The organism is Paenibacillus sp. J22R3, assembly GCF_056269305.1.
Map to the genome: position 1 here is coordinate 152,729 of NZ_JBWDNS010000005.1, position 17,126 is coordinate 169,854.

Annotated in this window: 14 protein-coding genes; 5 read left to right on the forward strand and 9 right to left on the reverse strand. The window is 50.9% G+C overall.

What is annotated here, in order from left to right; translation table 11 throughout:
* Window positions 1–186 precede the first annotated feature (186 nt).
* On the reverse strand, window positions 187–1,023 hold the full coding sequence (locus AC0YN4_RS21920) for an alpha/beta fold hydrolase (RefSeq protein WP_475836786.1): 837 nt from the start codon (window positions 1,021–1,023) through the stop codon (window positions 187–189).
* 157 nt (window positions 1,024–1,180) lie between these two features.
* Between AC0YN4_RS21920 and AC0YN4_RS21925 the strand changes: the two genes are divergently transcribed.
* A complete protein-coding gene (locus AC0YN4_RS21925) occupies window positions 1,181–2,122 on the forward strand; it encodes a hypothetical protein (RefSeq protein WP_475836787.1) in 942 nt (313 codons plus the stop codon).
* Between the two features lie 423 nt (window positions 2,123–2,545).
* On the opposite strand, the gene AC0YN4_RS21930 is transcribed toward AC0YN4_RS21925, so the two are convergent.
* The 3 genes from AC0YN4_RS21930 to AC0YN4_RS21940 all read right to left on the reverse strand — a co-directional run bounded on the left by AC0YN4_RS21930 (window position 2,546) and on the right by AC0YN4_RS21940 (window position 6,205).
* Window positions 2,546–4,225, reverse strand: a complete 1,680-nt coding sequence (locus AC0YN4_RS21930) for a ribulokinase (RefSeq protein WP_475836788.1) — start codon at window positions 4,223–4,225, stop codon at window positions 2,546–2,548.
* A gap of 82 nt (window positions 4,226–4,307) precedes the next feature.
* Complete coding sequence (gene araD, locus AC0YN4_RS21935) at window positions 4,308–5,003, reverse strand: L-ribulose-5-phosphate 4-epimerase (protein ID WP_475782609.1); 696 nt, start codon at window positions 5,001–5,003, stop codon at window positions 4,308–4,310.
* A 71-nt stretch (window positions 5,004–5,074) separates the two neighbouring features.
* Entirely contained in the window at window positions 5,075–6,205 is a 1,131-nt protein-coding gene (locus AC0YN4_RS21940; RefSeq protein WP_475782610.1) for a substrate-binding domain-containing protein, read from the reverse strand.
* Window positions 6,206–6,409: 204 nt separating this feature from the next.
* Here AC0YN4_RS21940 and AC0YN4_RS21945 point away from each other — a divergent pair, with 204 nt between their 5' ends.
* Window positions 6,410–6,793 carry a DUF6220 domain-containing protein gene (locus AC0YN4_RS21945; RefSeq protein WP_475782611.1) on the forward strand — a complete coding sequence of 128 codons (384 nt, stop codon included), beginning with the start codon at window positions 6,410–6,412 and terminating at the stop codon, window positions 6,791–6,793.
* Between the two features lie 50 nt (window positions 6,794–6,843).
* On the opposite strand, the gene AC0YN4_RS21950 is transcribed toward AC0YN4_RS21945, so the two are convergent.
* Both AC0YN4_RS21950 and AC0YN4_RS21955 read right to left on the reverse strand, forming a co-directional pair.
* A complete protein-coding gene (locus AC0YN4_RS21950; protein ID WP_475836789.1) occupies window positions 6,844–8,025 on the reverse strand; it encodes an ATP-binding protein in 1,182 nt (393 codons plus the stop codon).
* Between the two features lie 217 nt (window positions 8,026–8,242).
* On the reverse strand, window positions 8,243–8,434 hold the full coding sequence (locus tag AC0YN4_RS21955) for a hypothetical protein (protein ID WP_475782613.1): 192 nt from the start codon (window positions 8,432–8,434) through the stop codon (window positions 8,243–8,245).
* Between the two features lie 92 nt (window positions 8,435–8,526).
* Here AC0YN4_RS21955 and AC0YN4_RS21960 point away from each other — a divergent pair, with 92 nt between their 5' ends.
* The 3 genes from AC0YN4_RS21960 to AC0YN4_RS21970 are packed head-to-tail and all read left to right on the forward strand — an operon-like array spanning window position 8,527 to window position 12,407.
* Window positions 8,527–10,842, forward strand: coding sequence for a sensor histidine kinase (locus AC0YN4_RS21960; RefSeq protein ID WP_475836790.1), 2,316 nt, complete (start codon window positions 8,527–8,529; stop codon window positions 10,840–10,842).
* Window positions 10,839–11,471 carry a response regulator transcription factor gene (locus tag AC0YN4_RS21965; RefSeq protein WP_475782615.1) on the forward strand — a complete coding sequence of 211 codons (633 nt, stop codon included), beginning with the start codon at window positions 10,839–10,841 and terminating at the stop codon, window positions 11,469–11,471. The genes AC0YN4_RS21960 and AC0YN4_RS21965 overlap by 4 nt, the downstream gene beginning before the upstream one ends.
* An 18-nt stretch (window positions 11,472–11,489) precedes the next feature.
* Window positions 11,490–12,407: a polyprenyl synthetase family protein gene (locus AC0YN4_RS21970; protein ID WP_475782616.1), complete on the forward strand. Its 918-nt coding sequence runs from the start codon at window positions 11,490–11,492 to the stop codon at window positions 12,405–12,407.
* A gap of 3 nt (window positions 12,408–12,410) precedes the next feature.
* On the opposite strand, the gene AC0YN4_RS21975 is transcribed toward AC0YN4_RS21970, so the two are convergent.
* The 3 genes from AC0YN4_RS21975 to AC0YN4_RS21985 form a co-directional block, all read right to left on the reverse strand.
* Window positions 12,411–15,254, reverse strand: a complete 2,844-nt coding sequence (locus AC0YN4_RS21975) for a response regulator (RefSeq protein ID WP_475836791.1) — start codon at window positions 15,252–15,254, stop codon at window positions 12,411–12,413.
* Between the two features lie 213 nt (window positions 15,255–15,467).
* Window positions 15,468–16,289, reverse strand: coding sequence for a hypothetical protein (locus tag AC0YN4_RS21980; RefSeq protein WP_475836792.1), 822 nt, complete (start codon window positions 16,287–16,289; stop codon window positions 15,468–15,470).
* 83 nt (window positions 16,290–16,372) lie between these two features.
* Window positions 16,373–17,002, reverse strand: coding sequence for an NAD(P)-dependent oxidoreductase (locus AC0YN4_RS21985; RefSeq protein ID WP_475782619.1), 630 nt, complete (start codon window positions 17,000–17,002; stop codon window positions 16,373–16,375).
* Window positions 17,003–17,126 lie beyond the last annotated feature (124 nt).

A 17,126-nucleotide genomic window follows, 5' to 3' on the forward strand; every position in this document is an offset into this window, starting at 1 on the left:
TGGAAGATGAGTGAAGTTCGCGAGCGGTAGCTGAATCGCGAGCCGCAATTGAAATTGAGCGAAGTTCGCGAACGGCAGCTGAAATTGAGCGAAGTTCGCGAGCGGCAATTGAATACGTTGAGCGGCTGGCTTAGCCCCTCCGATTGCAGGTGTTGCGATTGGCGGGGCTTTCTGGTTGTTTCAGCATCAATCGTAGATCGGGGTGTGGGGGCCGAGTTTACCTGTGAGTACACTCAGCAGTTCTCGGTTAAATTTCTCTCTCTCGTCGTAGAACAGCCCGTGCCCGCTTCCCTCGAAGGGGATGAATCTGGAGTTCCGGATGCCTTTATGCTGCAGTTCGCCGAGTGCGAACGGAACGATGCGGTCTTGCTTGCCGTGCAGGATGGTGGTCGGCACATGGACATGAGCCAAGTCTGCGCGAAGATCCTCGTCTCGCAGCGCCTTCATCCCTCCGATGGCACCATAAGGAGAAGCATCGAATCCAAGGCCGTTGAACCACGTGCGAAAGGGGTCGCTGATAGGTTTATGGAAGAATAGCTGGCCAAAGCCGTCAATCGTCTTTGGCCTGTCGGTCATGAGCCCGACAATCGTGGTGTCGAATTCGGAGGCCGGTTGGCCATAAGGGTAGCCGGGGCGCCGGGTCATCAACAGCGCAGCGGCAGCGGCGAGGACAAGCCCGCACATTCCGCGGGCTGCGTGCCGTGTGATGTAGCTGATGGTGATCGCACCGCCCATGGAGAAGCCGACAAGCGTCGCGTTCTGGATGCCGAGTGATTCCACCACCATGCGAATGTCGTCCGACATTCGGTTGTAATTGTACCCATGCCAAGGGGCATCCGACTTGCCGAAGCCCCGCATATCAATGCTGATGCAGCGAAAACCGTATTTCGGCACTACATTCAGCTGGTACTCCCACATTCGGCGGTCGACCGGCCAGCCGTGCACGAATACGACAGGTCTGCCGTATCCGACATCTTCGACGTACACTTTTACACCGCGCTCTACCTCCACATAGAACCCCATCAATCAGCCACCTTTCTCCCATCTCTATATGTATACCGAGAGGCGGGCGTATAGTATTGAAACCTGCCAAACTCAAACACCAGATAGGCGATAGCCGCATACACTGAACCGAGACAATTACCTATCCACGCTTATGGAAAAGGAGTTTGATTGCTACATGAATACCTACACGTATATTCCTGGTGCGCCTGCAGGCTACTCCAGTAAATATTCGGATTGTGGCTGCGGCGGACCACGCGCGTTTCCCGGCGGCGGGGGCGGCATGCTTCCCGGTGGCGGCATGTTCCCCGGCGGCGGCGGGGGCGGCATGTTCCCTGGCGGCGGCGGCTTCCCTGGTGGCGGCGGGGGTGGCGGCTTCCCTGGCGGCGGCGGCTTCCCTGGCGGCGGCGGCTTCCCTGGCGGTGGCGGGGGCGGCGGCTTCCCTGGCGGCGGCGGAGGCGGCGGCTTCCCTGGCGGCGGGGGCGGCGGCGGCTTCCCTGGCGGCGGGGGCGGCGGCGGCTTCCCTGGCGGCGGGGGCGGCGGCTTCCCTGGCGGTGGCGGGGGCGGATTTCCGCCTGGGCCTGGGCCTGGACCAGGGCCTTTCCCACCTCCACCATTCCCTGGACCGGGGCCTTTCCCACCTCCACCGTTCCCTGGACCGGGACCATTCCCGATTCCAATTCCGATCCCTATTCCGATTCCGGGACCGGGGCCTTTCCCAGGACCGGGTCAGCGGTTTGTGCGAGTTGTTATTAACGGCGGAACGTTCTTCCCTTGGGTAACACAGGTGTATAACGTAAGACACTTCCCGGGGATGACCATTGCACAGGCGCTCGCAGGCACAGGTGTTGTTCGTTTTGGCAATAACGGCCGAATCATATCCGTCAATGGCGTTGCTACCGTTGGCAGCGTCGACACCATACTGCGTCTCAACGGTCGCCGTATTCCGGAGTCACTGCTGTACCTGCCGGTTCAATTCAACGACACCGTCGGACTTGAGCTCACCGTATCCCCATTTGGCGGCCCGCGTAGTGATGATGAGCATTTCGGTCTTCACCCCGACCAAATCGAGAATAACTACGAACAACTCCAGCGCTTGGAGGAAAACAACCAAGGCTAACCGACACAACAAAACCCGCCCGCAGTCAGTAACTGCGGGCGGGTTTTTGTAGTCTAGGAGCTGGCCGCTTCGCAGCTCTCCTAACGGTTGAACCATTAAGGCCGACTACTACTTTCTCTTACCATTTCCCAACTGATATGCCGCTTTCGTTGTCGCTAACGCTACATATTTGATCCCTTCTCGCACCCCCGCTGTAAGCGGCTATTCCGCTTACAGTTACCGAATCTGGGCTAGTGTCAGCACAGGCGGAGTCAGATAGGTTAGTTTGACTGCTGAGAGTCGCATTTCCCGACTCTCAGCCTCTTTTCGGCGCAGTCTCGGTAGTGAGAGCGGCACAACCCCACCACCACCTCCTCCTCCTCCAAACACAAAACAAAAAAGCGGATGCGCAGCCTCCCCGGCTGCTCCATCCGCTCTTATAATTTAGTGCGTGCTGCTCGCTTCTTCTTTGATCGCTTTCAGGCGCTTCATGACGTCGTTCGCGCCGCGGCCGTAGTAGTCGTGCAGCAGGTTATACTCGGCGTACAGCTTCTCGTAGACGGCAACGTTCGCCGGGATCGGCTTGAACGTTTCCTCGCGAACGCGGGCCATTGCTGCCGCTGCGTCAACGACGCTGTCGTAGCCGCCTTTGCTCGCTCCGGCCGCGACTGCGCCGAACATCGCCGCGCCGAGCGCTGGCGTTTGCTTCGAAGCCGCGATCTTAATCTCGCGGTTGGTGACGTCTGCGTAGATTTGCATCAGCAGACGGTTCTTCTGCGGCAAGCCGCCGCAGGCGTACAGCTCGTGCACTTCCACGCCGTTGCTGTGGAAAGCATCGATGATTTTGCGCGTGCCGAATGCGGTTGCTTCCAGCAAAGCACGGTAAATTTCCTGCGGCTTCGTCAGCAGCGTGAGCCCGACCAGCATGCCGGTCAAGTTCGTGTCGACAAGCACGGAGCGGTTGCCGTTCCACCAGTCGAGCGCAAGCACGCCGGATTCGCCGACATTCAGCTCGGCTGCCGCCTTCTCCAGCCATTCGTGGACGCTGATTCCTTCCCCTCGGGACGCATCAACGACATAGGCCGGAACCGCCTCATCCACATACCAGGCAAAAATATCGCCAACCGCCGATTGCCCCGCCTCATAGCCAAAATAACCCGGAATGATGCCGTCTTCCACTACGCCGCACATGCCTTCCACTTGCTTCTCTTCCGATCCAAGCAGCATGTGGCAAATCGACGTGCCCATCGCCATGACAAGCTTGCCCGGTGTTACCACGCCAACCGCCGGAACGGCCGCATGTGCATCAACGTTTCCGACTGCAATAGCAGTGCCGGCAGCAAGCCCCATACGTGAAGCCATCTCAGCGGTAAGCTCGCCGGCCTTCGTACCGAGCGGAAGAACATCGCCGCGCAGCTTCGTTTCCGCCAAATCCTCGAGCCGCTCGTCAAGCGCTTTCAAGAAGGCGCGATTCGGATAGCCGTCTTGCTTATGCCAAACCGCTTTGTAGCCGGCCGTGCAGCTGTTGCGCACAATGTTGCCCGTCATTTGACCCACGACCCAGTCGGTCGCCTCAACGAATTGATCGGCTGTTTCATAGATATCCGGTGCTTCATTCAAGATTTGCCATACTTTCGCGAGCATCCACTCCGAGGAGATTTTGCCGCCGTAGCGAGGCAGGAACGCTTCTCCGCGTGCCGCTGCAATTTCATTAATGCGGTTCGCCTCATCCTGAGCTGCATGGTGCTTCCACAGCTTCACCCAGCTATGCGGGTTCTCCTTGTAAGCCGGATCGAAGCATAGCGGCTGGCCCGCTTCATTAATCGGCAGCATCGTGCACGCGGTGAAATCAATCCCCAGTCCGATTATATCGGCAGCATCAATACCGGATTCACGCACAACCGCGGGCACGGATTGCTCCAATACCTCAATGTAGTCGGCCGGGTGCTGCAGCGCCCAATCATGCTCCAATTTCAATCCGGTTTCTGGCAAACGCTCATCAATTACGTTGTGACGATAAGGCGTGACATGCTCGGCAATCTCGGCTCCATCGGACAATCGAACAAGCACCGCGCGGCCAGACTCCGTACCATAGTCAACACCAATTGCATATTTAAAATTCATGATTAGGCCTCCTAGAATAGTGTACACTGCGACTTCCGACGATAAAGTTGACGACGACTACCTAAGCCATACTCCCGACTTACTACTTCTGCCCGTAATACGCATTCTTGCCATGCTTCCGCAAGTAATGACGATCGAGCAGATGCTGATCCATCGGCTGGACCTGCGGGTTCAGCTGGAACGTATGCAGCGCCATCTTGGCCGCTTCCTCTACGACAACGGCGTTATGGACCGCATTATGCGCGTCCTTCCCCCAGCAGAAAGGCGCATGGCTGTACACAAGTGCTGCCGGTACCTGAACCGGATCGATGCCACCCTTCACGAAGGTCTCTATGATGACATTGCCCGTTTCAAGCTCGTAAGCCCCATCAATTTCAGCCTCCGTCATCGGACGCGTACAAGGGATTTCTCCGTAGAAATAATCCGCATGCGTCGTGCCCAGTGCCGGAATCGCGCGTCCCGCTTGTGCCCAGCTCGTAGCCCATGGCGAGTGGGTATGCACAATGCCGCCAATGCCTTCGAACGCCTTATATAACGCCACATGCGTCGGCGTATCTGAGGAGGGACGAAGATTGCCCTCCACAACATGGCCTTCCAAATCCACCAGAACAATCTGCTCGGCACGCAGCTCCTCATACGGCACTCCGCTCGGCTTAATGGCAACCAATCCGCTTTCGCGGTCAATGCCGCTCACATTTCCCCAAGTGAACGTCACAAGTCCGTAGCGGGGCAGCTCCATGTTCGCTTCCCAAACCGCTTGCTTCAATGCTTCCAACATACGCCTTCAAACTCCCCTCACCAGGTCAATAGTAAGCCCATTATAACTTGTACGTACAAGTGTGTCACGACTTAATTTAGAGCCTGTACCGGAACAGGGCCGGTAGATTCACGAATAATCAGCTTTGGTTCATAGATCACATCGGCGATACGTTCCTGGCCGCCGCGCTGCTCGATCATAGACATCAATAGCGCTACAGCATCCTCACCCATCTTCGTCTTGGGATGCTCGAACGTCGTAAGCTTCACTTCCGTTGCTGTCGCAAGCGTGGCATCATCGAAGCCGATCATGGACAAATCGCTTGGGATACTTAGCCCGCTGCGTCGAATGACATCCAGCAGCCTCACGGCCAGCTCGTCGTTATAGCACACAATAGCCGTGGGACGCTCCGACGGGTCATGCAGCAGCAGCTCGGCCAGCATTGCAGCAGGCTTAACTAACTTCTCCTCAGTCGTATAACGGATGATATACTCAGGCTGAAGGGTAAGCTTCCTCTCCCTGAGCCCGCGCATAAAGCCCCGCATTCGGTGTACACCTTGGAAGTCGTCCGTCTTAAAAAATCCCGCAATGCGCTGATGCCCAAGTTTCACAAGATGCTCCACCGCGCGGAAGCCGCCAAGCTCATCATCCACCTTCAAGCAGACCGCATCCAGATCGCTGTATCGCTCATTCAGCATGACATAAGGGATATTCCGTGCCTCCAGCGCGAGAAAATAATCCAAATTCGGATTGCCCTCCGCACTCTTGGTAGGCTCAATGATCAGACCCCCAAGCTGCTGCTGAAGCAGCATAGACTCCAGATTCTCCCGCTCTCGCGTCTTCTCATTCTCGGTGCTGGAGAGCAGCAATCGGGCTCCCTGCTTCCGCAGCTCGGATTCCACGCCGCGCACGATCGTGGGGAAAATATAATCCGAAATATGCGTCGTCATCATCCCAATCGTCAGCTTCTGCTGAGGCTCGGTACGCGACTGGCCCCTCTCCGCATCCGAAACAAAAGTTCCTTTACCCTGAGCACGGTATAGCCAGCCCTCGGCCTCCAAATCGCCAAGCGCTTGACGAACGGTCTGCCGGCTGAAGCCGAACCGCGATGCGATTTCATTCTCAGATGGAAGCTTATCATGGGGCTTAAACTGAGCCATTGCGATCCATGAGACAATTTCCTCTTTGAGCTGTATGTATTTGGGTGGAAGCTGTTCCTTCATGGCCAAGCACCTCTATTTTCTGTTGTTTCCGCCAACTTGTATGGTTGTAGTATAGCATGCACGCAACTTGTACGTACATACAAGAAGGATGAGGACCATCGCTAGCTCCATGTGAACCAAAAACTAGACTACCGCACAATTTACAAACACGATCAGACAGCAGTAAAATGATAGCAGCACGGCCATTTTGAGAGGAGGGTTTGCATGCCCGAAGGCAATCGTTATTTGCGCTTGACGATCTTTTTGCTTGCGGTATTATTTGCAGCTTGTATTGTCATTCAAGTGTACATAGCCGGAATGGCTACTTTTATCGATGGCACGCATTGGTCCGATCATAAGAATTTCGTCCATATTATTGAACCGGTGCCGCTGGCAATATTCGTCCTGTCCTTCTTCGGCCGCGTGCGCGGAGCCGTTCGCTGGATTGGACTAGCCATGCTCGTTCTCGTTATGGCCCAGTATGCAACCGCTCATTTGAGCGAGAAGCTCCCGTACTTCTCCGCTACTCATCCTGTCATCGCCTTGATTCTGCTTTGGTTGTCCGTTTCCACGGTGAAGCGATCTTATCTGATTTGGCGCCGTACATGATAGCAAACAAAACCCGCATGTTCCGTTTAATGGACATGCGGGTTTATTATTTAAGCATCGCAAATAGCAGGCAAGCTGATCTTGACGACAGTTCCTCGATTCAGCTCACTCGTAATTTCAATCTCACCATGATGTTCATGAATGATTTTGAAGCTGGTCATTAATCCAAGTCCAATACCTTGTTCTTTCGTCCCATAGTAGGGCTGTCCCAAATATTGAATTCGTTCAGGTTCAATGCCGCGTCCCGTATCCGCTACCCGGATGATGACACGATTGCCTGTATCCACACAAGTCACTTTCACCACGCCGCCATCCGGCATGGCATCGATACCATTTTTGACAACATTGATAATGGCTCGTTTGAGCAGCTGCTCGTCGCAATAAAGATAAGAGTTCCCCGGCCCTTCAACTTCCACCTCGATGGTAACTCCGTTCTGCAACGCTTCGGTCGCTAGCGTGGACTGTACCTGCCTGATAATATTATGCGGCTCGCGTTTCACAAACTGCACAGAAGGATAGGGCCTCGACAGCAAAATAAATTCTTTGGTGAGCGCCTCAATCTGGTTCAGCTCCTCCGTCATAATTTCGATATAGGATCGAAACTCAGAGCGCATGCCCATCAACTGCAGAAACCCTTTCACCGTTGTAAGCGGGCTCCGGATTTCATGCGCTAATCCAGCCGCCAGCTGCTGAGAGACATGCAATTTGCTGAAATGGTGTTTAAGTTCCTCTGTGCGAAGCTCATCCGCAATCCGTTTAAGCTCCAACTCGTCCATAACTACTTGGGCAAGTTTTTCAAGGATACCGACGTCTTCAACTGAAATATGCCGCGGCTTGTAATCCAGTACACAAAGTACGCCTAGATGCTGCCCATCACGACTGGTTAGCGGCACTCCCGCATAGAAGTGAATACCGCTATGTCCGTCGATAAAAGACTCCGTACTTGCACAATTATCAAGACATACATCCACTACAATATAAGGCTGACTACAATAGACAGCTGCACCACATAGACCGGAATCTCTTTCAATCTCCCGAAGATCAGTGCCATAACTCGATTTCACCCAAATTCGGTCTTCATCAATGAACATAATCATGCATATCGGGATGCCCAGCAGTTGTGCTGCCAGACTCGTAATTCTATTAAAAGCATCTACCGGTGTGTTGCCCTGGATCGGATAGGGTCGAAAAGCCTTTAAACGTGCATATTCGTTCTCGGATGAATTGGGCATGGATGCCTGCCTTTCAAGTCGTAGAATGCCGAATTTTTTCCATTAATATACTATTTATCATAATGTTAGTTCCGAATAAGTTCATCACATAATGGTTGCGCGATCACGCAATTAATTTTGCGCACTAATGAAAAAAGAATTGCACGTTCAGCATGACACTGAATATGCAATCCTTAGTTAGTTTGGTAAAATAATGGTTAAGTATAGAATGAGAGACTTATAACCAGTAATCTGCCGGCTTAACAACTTCAGATCTCATCGTACCGCTGAAGGCTCCGTTTACTGCAGCTGTTTCTTGCATCGTAAGTCCCTGCTTGCTAAGAAACGTGCTGACCGTCTCGCGCAAATCAACCTTTTTCATCTTGTAAACCGTGTTGTGAAGCTGGGAGCTTAACTGAATCGCTAGCATGGTGAACAACTCCTTATGTCGAATTTTGTCTTACAAACCTATTATAGCAAACTTTACTATCATATGGGAGAATTTGCGTGCGAAATAACTTCATGATCAAGCTTTGTGTTTTCACATTCGTCTTGCTGCAGTTGTGGTGTTCATTTATTACGTTTACGAACCCTTATACAGGCATTAATCTTGCCTATACACCCGACCAGCAATGGGTAATCTCGAAATTGGATCTTGAAGGGGCAAGCAGTCAGCTGGATGTAAGCGTTGGGGATATTATTATAGAGGTAGATGGGATGAATCCCAATGATTTTCATACCGTCAAGACCTGGCATGTCATCGAACAGGCGCATCAGATCTTACTCTCAAGAGCAGGACATGAGCATATAGTCCAAATAGAGATGACCAGACTCTCCGCTTTCACGATAATTCCATTCCTCGAGGGAATTTTTTGTCAATTTATGGCACTTTTTCTCCTTGTTAGAATGAGACATTCGTTATCGGCAAGACTCCTGCTGTTGTTCTTCTTAACTACAGCGATTATCTATATGAGTTTAGGCGCATCCATTAGAGGCGATGCCGTCGGCAAACTGCTGATAGCCAGTTTTATAGTAATTCTGCCTCTCGTTTTCTATCACTTTTTAGGTGACTTTTTCAGAGAAAAGGGAGAGATCCGATTACGGACAGGGTTCTTAAAGGCACTCTATGCGATAACAGCATTAGCCGCCGTTGTTCGTCTATATGTTTACTTCATTAACACGCGGTTCGCTTACACGTTGATTCACTTTGAGAATCCGGTCACCTTGTTGCTATTTATCGCCGGATTTCTATTCAACATGTACATCTTAACGGCACTTTACTTTAAGTTTCGCAAGCAGCAATCACCTACCTCCACCGTCGTGAAGACCGCATGGTGGTCAATGCTTGTCTCGTTCTCTCCTGTTATTGGTTTAACTTTTCTTCCTCAACTATTGACCGGTTCGCGGTTATTAGATGGTATCTATACCAGCTGGGCTATTTTATTGTTCCCCATTACATTGGCGTACCTCCTCATGTCCGATCAGGTTCATGATATCGCGCTGGTACTGCGCCGATTTCTATTTACCGGGCTCATTGCCGCTCTACCGGTCACCATGTTTACGGGAATCTATATGCTGTTCTTCCACAATTCGGTGGATATGAAGCAACTATTATTCATTCTCTTCGGAACACTTTCACTTGTAGCCGCGATGCTGTATGCTGCAGAATATTTAATGACGCGGTTCGAACCGTTTCTATTTCCTAGGAAATTCATCCTGCAGTCCGCACTTATGAATATCTCACGTCAACTCGGCAGCATCTCCAGCTTCCGCGAATTGAAGGAATTGTTCCTCGTCGATATCGTCAAGACGCTTCAGGTGACGGGAGGGGCGATCGTGTTCCAATATAATGGCGAAACGGAGATTATTCATGAAGGGGATTTGGATGCGGAGGATATCAAACGGCTGCTGGTATCGCAATCCCTTACCGGCAATCCGGACTACACGTGTTTGAAGATGAACAATCACGAGGATTATACCAGCTATTTGATCATGTCTCGGAAGAAAACGAATATGCGCCTTGGCAAAGAAGAGCTGCACTGGCTTGGATTAATTGCGAACTATCTGGAAATCAGCTTGGAGAATCTTCATCTGATCAATAAGCTGAAGGGCAGGCTGCAGGAGCTGGCCGCAAGGCTTCCCGATGAGAGCTCCGCCAAAGACATTCAATGGTTTCGCAAAATCATGTTCGATCTTCAAGAAGAAGAACGCAACCGCATATCCGCTGATCTTCACGATACAACGATGCAGGACCTCTTCTTCCTGAAACGAAGGCTGCTCCAGCTTGGCGAGAAGCTCGAACGAAGCCCAGAGAACCAGGAGCAGTTAAATAATACGGTTAATTTCGTAGACATGATTAATGCCAGCCTGCGTCAAAGCTGCTTTGATTTGAATCCGTATTTGCTGAGCGAAATCGGACTTGTGCAGACGGTAAGAACGTATCTCGATAAGGAAGCGTACACCGTGCCTTTCGCGCTTACCTTCAACGCAGAGCAGGTCCAATTTATTGAAACGAAGGATTTGCAGGTGCAGCGTCATATCTTTCGAATCGTTCAAGAGCTGCTCAACAATGCGAAGAAACATTCTGAAGCTTCTAAAGTCAGGTTCCGTTTCACCGAGTCCGATTCACAGTTTCATTTGAGTTATCAAGATGACGGGGTAGGTTTCCTGCATGAGGAACTTGCTCAAAGGCACATCGGGCAATCATCCGGCATTGGCATGGAACAGATTAGAAGCAGAGTACAGCATCTGGGCGGTAAACTGCAGATTGTTTCGATGAAAGGCAACGGCGTGAACATCAAGATTACCTTACAGAATGAAAAGGAGATTTCGGCATGAACGAAAGGGTCAAAACACTCATAGTAGACGATCACCCACTCTTCGCCAGCGCCACCAAAGCATTGCTCGAGCAAATCGAGGGCATTGAAGTCATCGGTATTGTCAGCAGTGCCGCGCAATGCCTTCAGCAAGTATCCTTGCTGAAGCCCGGACTCGTATTCTTGGATTATCATCTGCCCGATCAGCACGGCACTGAGGTAGCCGCGCAAATTAAAAGCCAGTTTCCGGATACGCATATCGTTATTTTCTCCGGTATTGAGCTTACTGACATCTACAACAAGCTCATCGATATCAAAGTTAGCGGAGTGCTCTCGAAGGAATCCAGCGAACGCACGATTAAGAATATGGTGAATTGCATTTTGGACAACCATACGATGATGCCGCTTGCCCTCTATCAACAATGTCAGCTGAACGGAACGCTTGCAAGCAAAGCAGCACTCTTGGAAGAAGAAGAAATACTCATGATGAATTTGCTTGTCAAAGGCTCCACCTTGGATCAGATCGCAGCCCGCATCCATATGAGCAAACGTACCGTCGATAATTATTTGCGCAAAATCTACGATAAATTAGGCGTGCGGACGAGAACGGAAGCGATTGAGTCTTTTATTAAAAGCAGCTATTATTCCTAAACAACGGAGCGTGCAGCTATGGAGTCGACAATCAAAGAGCATATGTACCGTATCGTGGATGACTATATAGATTCGGAGGATTTGAACGGTCTGCTGAAATCGTTTATTGACGACAAAGCAGAAGAAACGAGTGTTTGGTCGCAGATTACCATTCTGACGCACCGGATGCTAGGCGGCGATGATGCAGGAATAGACCGGCTCGCAGCAGCAGGGGAGCTGATGATTCTCAGTCTGGATATGATGGATGATCTGCAGGATCAAGACCAACCCGGCAAGCCCTGGATGCAATGTCCGCAAGGGTATGTCTTGAATGCCATTCTGGCTATGCAGATGGGATTCATCGGAGAGCTGGGCAAGCAGCAGCTAGCACCGCAAGCCTTCACTGAAGCAAGTCGAACCGTCGCAAGAGCAGTGAACGGACAGCAGAAGGATTTAAACCACTCCGCAGAAAGTGCGGAAGCGTACTTAACGATGGTGCAGGAGAAGTCCGGCTCGATCTTCCGTCTGGCCTGCTGCATCGGCTATGCTCCTCTTGCCGTCGATGAGGAAACAACATCGCAGCTTATGGATCTCGCTGACTGCATCGGCCTCATTCATCAAATTCAGAATGATTGTAGAGATGTGCTGCGCCTCGATGTGAAGAACGATTTGCTCGGCAAGAAACGCACGCTTCCCTTGCTCTATTTGTTGACCATCGAGGATCACGACTTCGCTCCTATCCAGGATTATTACAAGGGCAATGTATCTACCGACTTCATCCTGAGCAATAAGAATGAAATCATGCAGCTCATTCAAGATTCGGGATGCTTGGAATATGCCCGCGTCATTCAGTACATTTGCCTGCAACAAGCAGAGGAGCTGTTCGACCGTCTGCCGCTCAGCTCCCCGTGGAAAGATCAGTTCAAGACCCTTACGTTTGGATCATTCGTCTCGTAACGCTTACCCGCTTACTGCTCTATGGCCATAGGCGCTAATAATCGCTTGATGTTTCTCATCAGCCTGCTGCATGAGGAGACTGAATGCCTCCCGGTCTCCTCGCAGCAGCGCCATTTGGCCCTTCTCCATAATGGCCGCTAACGAGTTGGCGCCAATATCTAAGGCCACCCCTTTGAGCGTATGGACAAGCCGCTTCGCTGAGCTCAGGTCCCCATCGTGAACGGCTTGAACAATCTGCTCAATCGCATCCGAGTGATTGCTTATGAATAGTGCGAGTATCCGATTATAAAGTGTCGCATTTCCTCCAAGCCTCGTGATAACACCTTCGGAATCCAGCTTTTCAATCGATGCTTGCTCCTTGTTCTGACAGAACCGCAGCAGTACATTATAGAGATCTACGGGGTCAAACGGCTTCGTGAGATATCCGTTCATGCCAATCGACAGCACCTGATCCTCTACGCCCTTCATTACATCGGCGGTCATGGCAATGATCGGAACCGCTTGTCCCGCATCCTGCGCTCTTTCCTGTGCTCGGATTGCTTTGGCCGCCTCATAACCGTCCATTATCGGCATTTGCAGATCCATCAGAATGGCGTCATAGGCCTTAATCCCCGCGAGTTTAACAGCTTCTTCCCCATTGTGAGCAACATCAACATGGCGGACCACCTCACGAAGCAGCTCTTTGGCGACCAACTGATTAATTTCATTATCCTCTACCAGCAAGATTACAGCATCCTTCAGATCTGTAGGCTGAATCGGCTTCATCCCGCCATCCGGCAGGTTGTAGACACCATCTCGGTGAAGCAGCTCACCCAGTTCGTTATACAATTGAGACTGGCTGATCGGATACAGCAGCGCCTTCGAGATGAACGGTAATTGCCCCGCTTCTTCATACTCCGCTTCATGATAAGCGTTAATGAACAGGACAGACGGGCTTTTGCCATCGAAATCCCGGATAATCTCTTCAGCAAGCTTAGTCGCGGGTAACCCTCTCAGCTCCCAATCTATGAGAATAAGATCATAGGCATGGCCTGCCAGCAGCAGCGTCCTTGTCTCATCGGCATCCGAGCTTGTTTGGACTTTGAATTCCAGCTGCCCCAACTGCTGCTCAAGCACAGAACGCATTTCGTTATTCTCACAAACGAGTAACAGGCGAGGAATCTTCTTGCCGTAAACTTGTCTCTCATGGCTTTGTTTATCTGAAGTTAACGCCGATTGGAATGGCAGCGTGACAGTGAACAGGCTGCCTGCACCGAGCTTGCTTTCAACCGCGATACTTCCGCCCATCGTTTCGGTAAGCTTCTTGCTAATGACTAAACCAAGGCCTGTACCGCCGAATTTGCGCGTAGTTGTCATATCAGCCTGTGTAAACTCGAAGAACAGCTTGCTAAGCTGCTCCTCGCTCATGCCAATTCCGGTATCGCGGATTCCAAAGGACAGCGTAGTCGTCTGCTCCTCCTGCGAAACCAGATTTACGGCGATGGAAAGCTCGCCTTTAGGCGTGAATTTGACCGCATTATTCGTAATGTTCAGCAGCACCTGCTGCAAGCGGAACGGGTCGCCTATCAGCATCTGAGGAACATCATGACGGATGTCAAAATGGAACCTCAAGCCGGACTCATTCGCCTTGTAGCTGATGAGATTCGAAATATTGCGGAGCACCTCGTACAGGTCAAACCGCGTCGATTCCAAGATGATCTTATTGGCCTCGATTTTGGACAGATCAAGCACATCGTTGACCAAATTCAGCAGGCTCTTGGCAGCTGTAATGGACTTATCCACGTATTCCAGCTGTTTCGGATTCAAATTGGATTGCTGCAGAATATAATTGAGTCCGATAATCGCATTAATCGGCGTGCGGATTTCGTGACTCATATGAGCCAGAAATTGACTCTTCGCTTTGTTCGATTCATCCGCTGCCTTGCGCTTCATGATATCGCTAATGTCTACGGCGCTTCCGATGACATCAACGACCGCACCGTGATTCTTGATGGGATGCAGCGTAACGAGAATGCCGATACCATTTATTGTCGTTTCGTAGGATACCTTCTCCCCTTGCCAGGCCTTCTCATACTGGACTTGAAGAAATGCTGCAAAGTCTTCCGAGAATATGCGGACATCCTCTATCTTTTTCCCAATAAAATCAATCGGTTTCGCCCCCACTTGCTTCAAGAGCTGCCCTTCGATCAAGCTGTATATAAATTGACCGTTCTTCTTCTGGAAGCGAAACGTAAAGCCAGGCTGCATGCGAAGCAAATAGCTCATGTCACGTTCGGCCTGGAGCATTTTGGTCTTATAGCGATGATTGCGGATCAGATAGTACAGGAAGCAGGCGATTAATTGGGAGTAAATCATTTGAATGAGGATGTACAGCAGGATGGTTTTGAATGTCAACTGGCCGGCCAAACATAAGGCGCCATAGTAATAGATTAATAGAAACAGAGCGCCGATAGGCCACCTGACCCAATACGAGCGGATTCGGAAGAACAGATAACCCGTCCCGTATGCAGCCGTTATGCCAATAGCCATTTGTACCCAATTAATAGAGCCTTCTTTAATAAATCTTCCGATGTACACGACGAGCAGCTCTGCAAACGCCCCCGCCGGACCCCCGAAGAAGGCAGCCATCATGAGCGCGATTCCCCGCAAGTTCAAAGGCACTTCCGTACCTTGAATCAGTACGCCGAAGAACATCAGAATGACACCTAATAATCCGAATACGCCGCCTATGTACAAACGTTTAACTAACGTCGGCTTATCCTGATTCTCCTCTCGGATGAAGAACGGGGAGACAAAGAAAAGAAACACGCTGAGTATTGCAAAATTCAGGATTAAATCTTTAGGCACACCGTCACCGTCCAAGGGGCTTTTTATACTAATTTACAACATAAATCGACAATGCAATAGCCCTTGGACATAAATAAATTCGTTAATTGGAGCTGGCCATTTCTCCTTTATTTACTGACTCTAAATCTGACATGAAATGGAAAGTTTAACCCTAAATTGAATGGTAATATTAAACAGTAATGGATCTATTCCGCATGCCGAACGACGATATTCTCACGTACGAACCTGCAGCGTGTAGTTTACCGTAATGAGCCTGCCTTCTCTTGCGAATTGACCCCAAACTTTATAAATACCCGGAGCAGGGAAGATCGTATGAAAAACAGGTGCCGCCTCTTGGGATTTCGCATCATCAGGATGCACATGAATGTACTGCTCCGAATCGCCGCTAATAATGACGACATGCCCGGCAGCTCCCAGATAAGGTTCAAGGTTGTTTGCCGGCTTCTTCGTCTTGGCATCCGCAATATGGAAGGTTAGGTTCGTCTCCTTTCCTGCCGCCAATCGGTCATAAGTTAAAGTAATCAGCTCGTGCTCGGTAGACTTCGTGAGCGTCGTGTCCGGCAAGAGTGGCTTGGCCTCTGCTCTACCGCTTAGCATAATGGCTTGTCTCGATACGACTGAGTCGCCGCCCTCCGGCTGAAATTCCGCGAATAAACGGTACTCGCCCCCGAAAGGAAACGTCGTATCGATCGTAAACATACCTTCTCCGTCATATTCCGGATGGATATGGTTGAAATACGACAAATCCTTACTCACAACAATCAGGTGAAGCAGCTTTTCATGCATCACCGAGAACTGCGTAACGAGCTTCCCATCCGGGCCATGAGCCATAAATTGAATCCGCGTGTTCGACTTCGGTGTCGGTATCTCCGGATTTAATCGCCACATGCCTTGAATCGAGGAGCTCCCCCTCTCATGGTGCTCATGATGCCCACTGACAGGCGCGGAGTCTCCCTTCATGCTTGCCGCTCTGGAGCAAGCACTTATACTAAGCACGAGTAATGCCAAGCCAACTATTGACGCGTTTCTATTCAAGCTTTCCACCTCTTCAATAAATCATCCTATCCCCCTCTATATTCCACAAATTGGCATTATCCATACCCTCGGCAGCAGTAAGCTCAATAGGACAATGCTACAGATTGGTTCACATAAGTCATATCCTTGAGCGTCCTGAGTAGAAAATGAGCCACGTCGGCACGGGAAATACGCCCTTTCCCGCTTGGCACACCATGTCTGGCTTCAAGGTATTCTCCTCTAGGCCTTCCATTCACGAGCTGCAGCGGACGAACAATTGTCCATTGTAGTCCGCTTGATTGAAGCGCATCTGCCGCCTTCCTATGATTGGCAAGCACCTGTCGCAGCAGCAGCTGCACCAGAAATCCGGTCATTCCCGGAATCTCGTTATAGATCCCCGCTGATGCAACGAAACTGATCCGCCCCACATCATGCTTCTGCATGCCGGCGATAAGATTAGCCGTCATTTCTGAAAGGCTCTCTCCCCGGCCGAACCCCTTTGTACCGAGACAAGAAACGACACTATCATGACCTTCAATGGCTCTGCTTACAGCTTCACGATCCAGTGCGTTGCCCTGCACATACCGTAACTTCGTATCGCCTCTGCTCGGCAGGTCTATATTCAGCTTCTGCGGCGAACGAACGAATGCGGTTACGGCTTGCCCCTGCTCCAATGCTTGCCTGACTACCTCTTGCCCCGTCCTTCCGCTTGCACCAAAGACGATGATCCTCATCGCGCTTCGACCTCCCGCCTGCTGCATTTTACTATTGACTTTCGACCTTATTTATAATAATTTTAATTTAGTAATAATTATTATCTAGATTCAATTGCAATCGCTTTGGTGTATAGATGGGAAA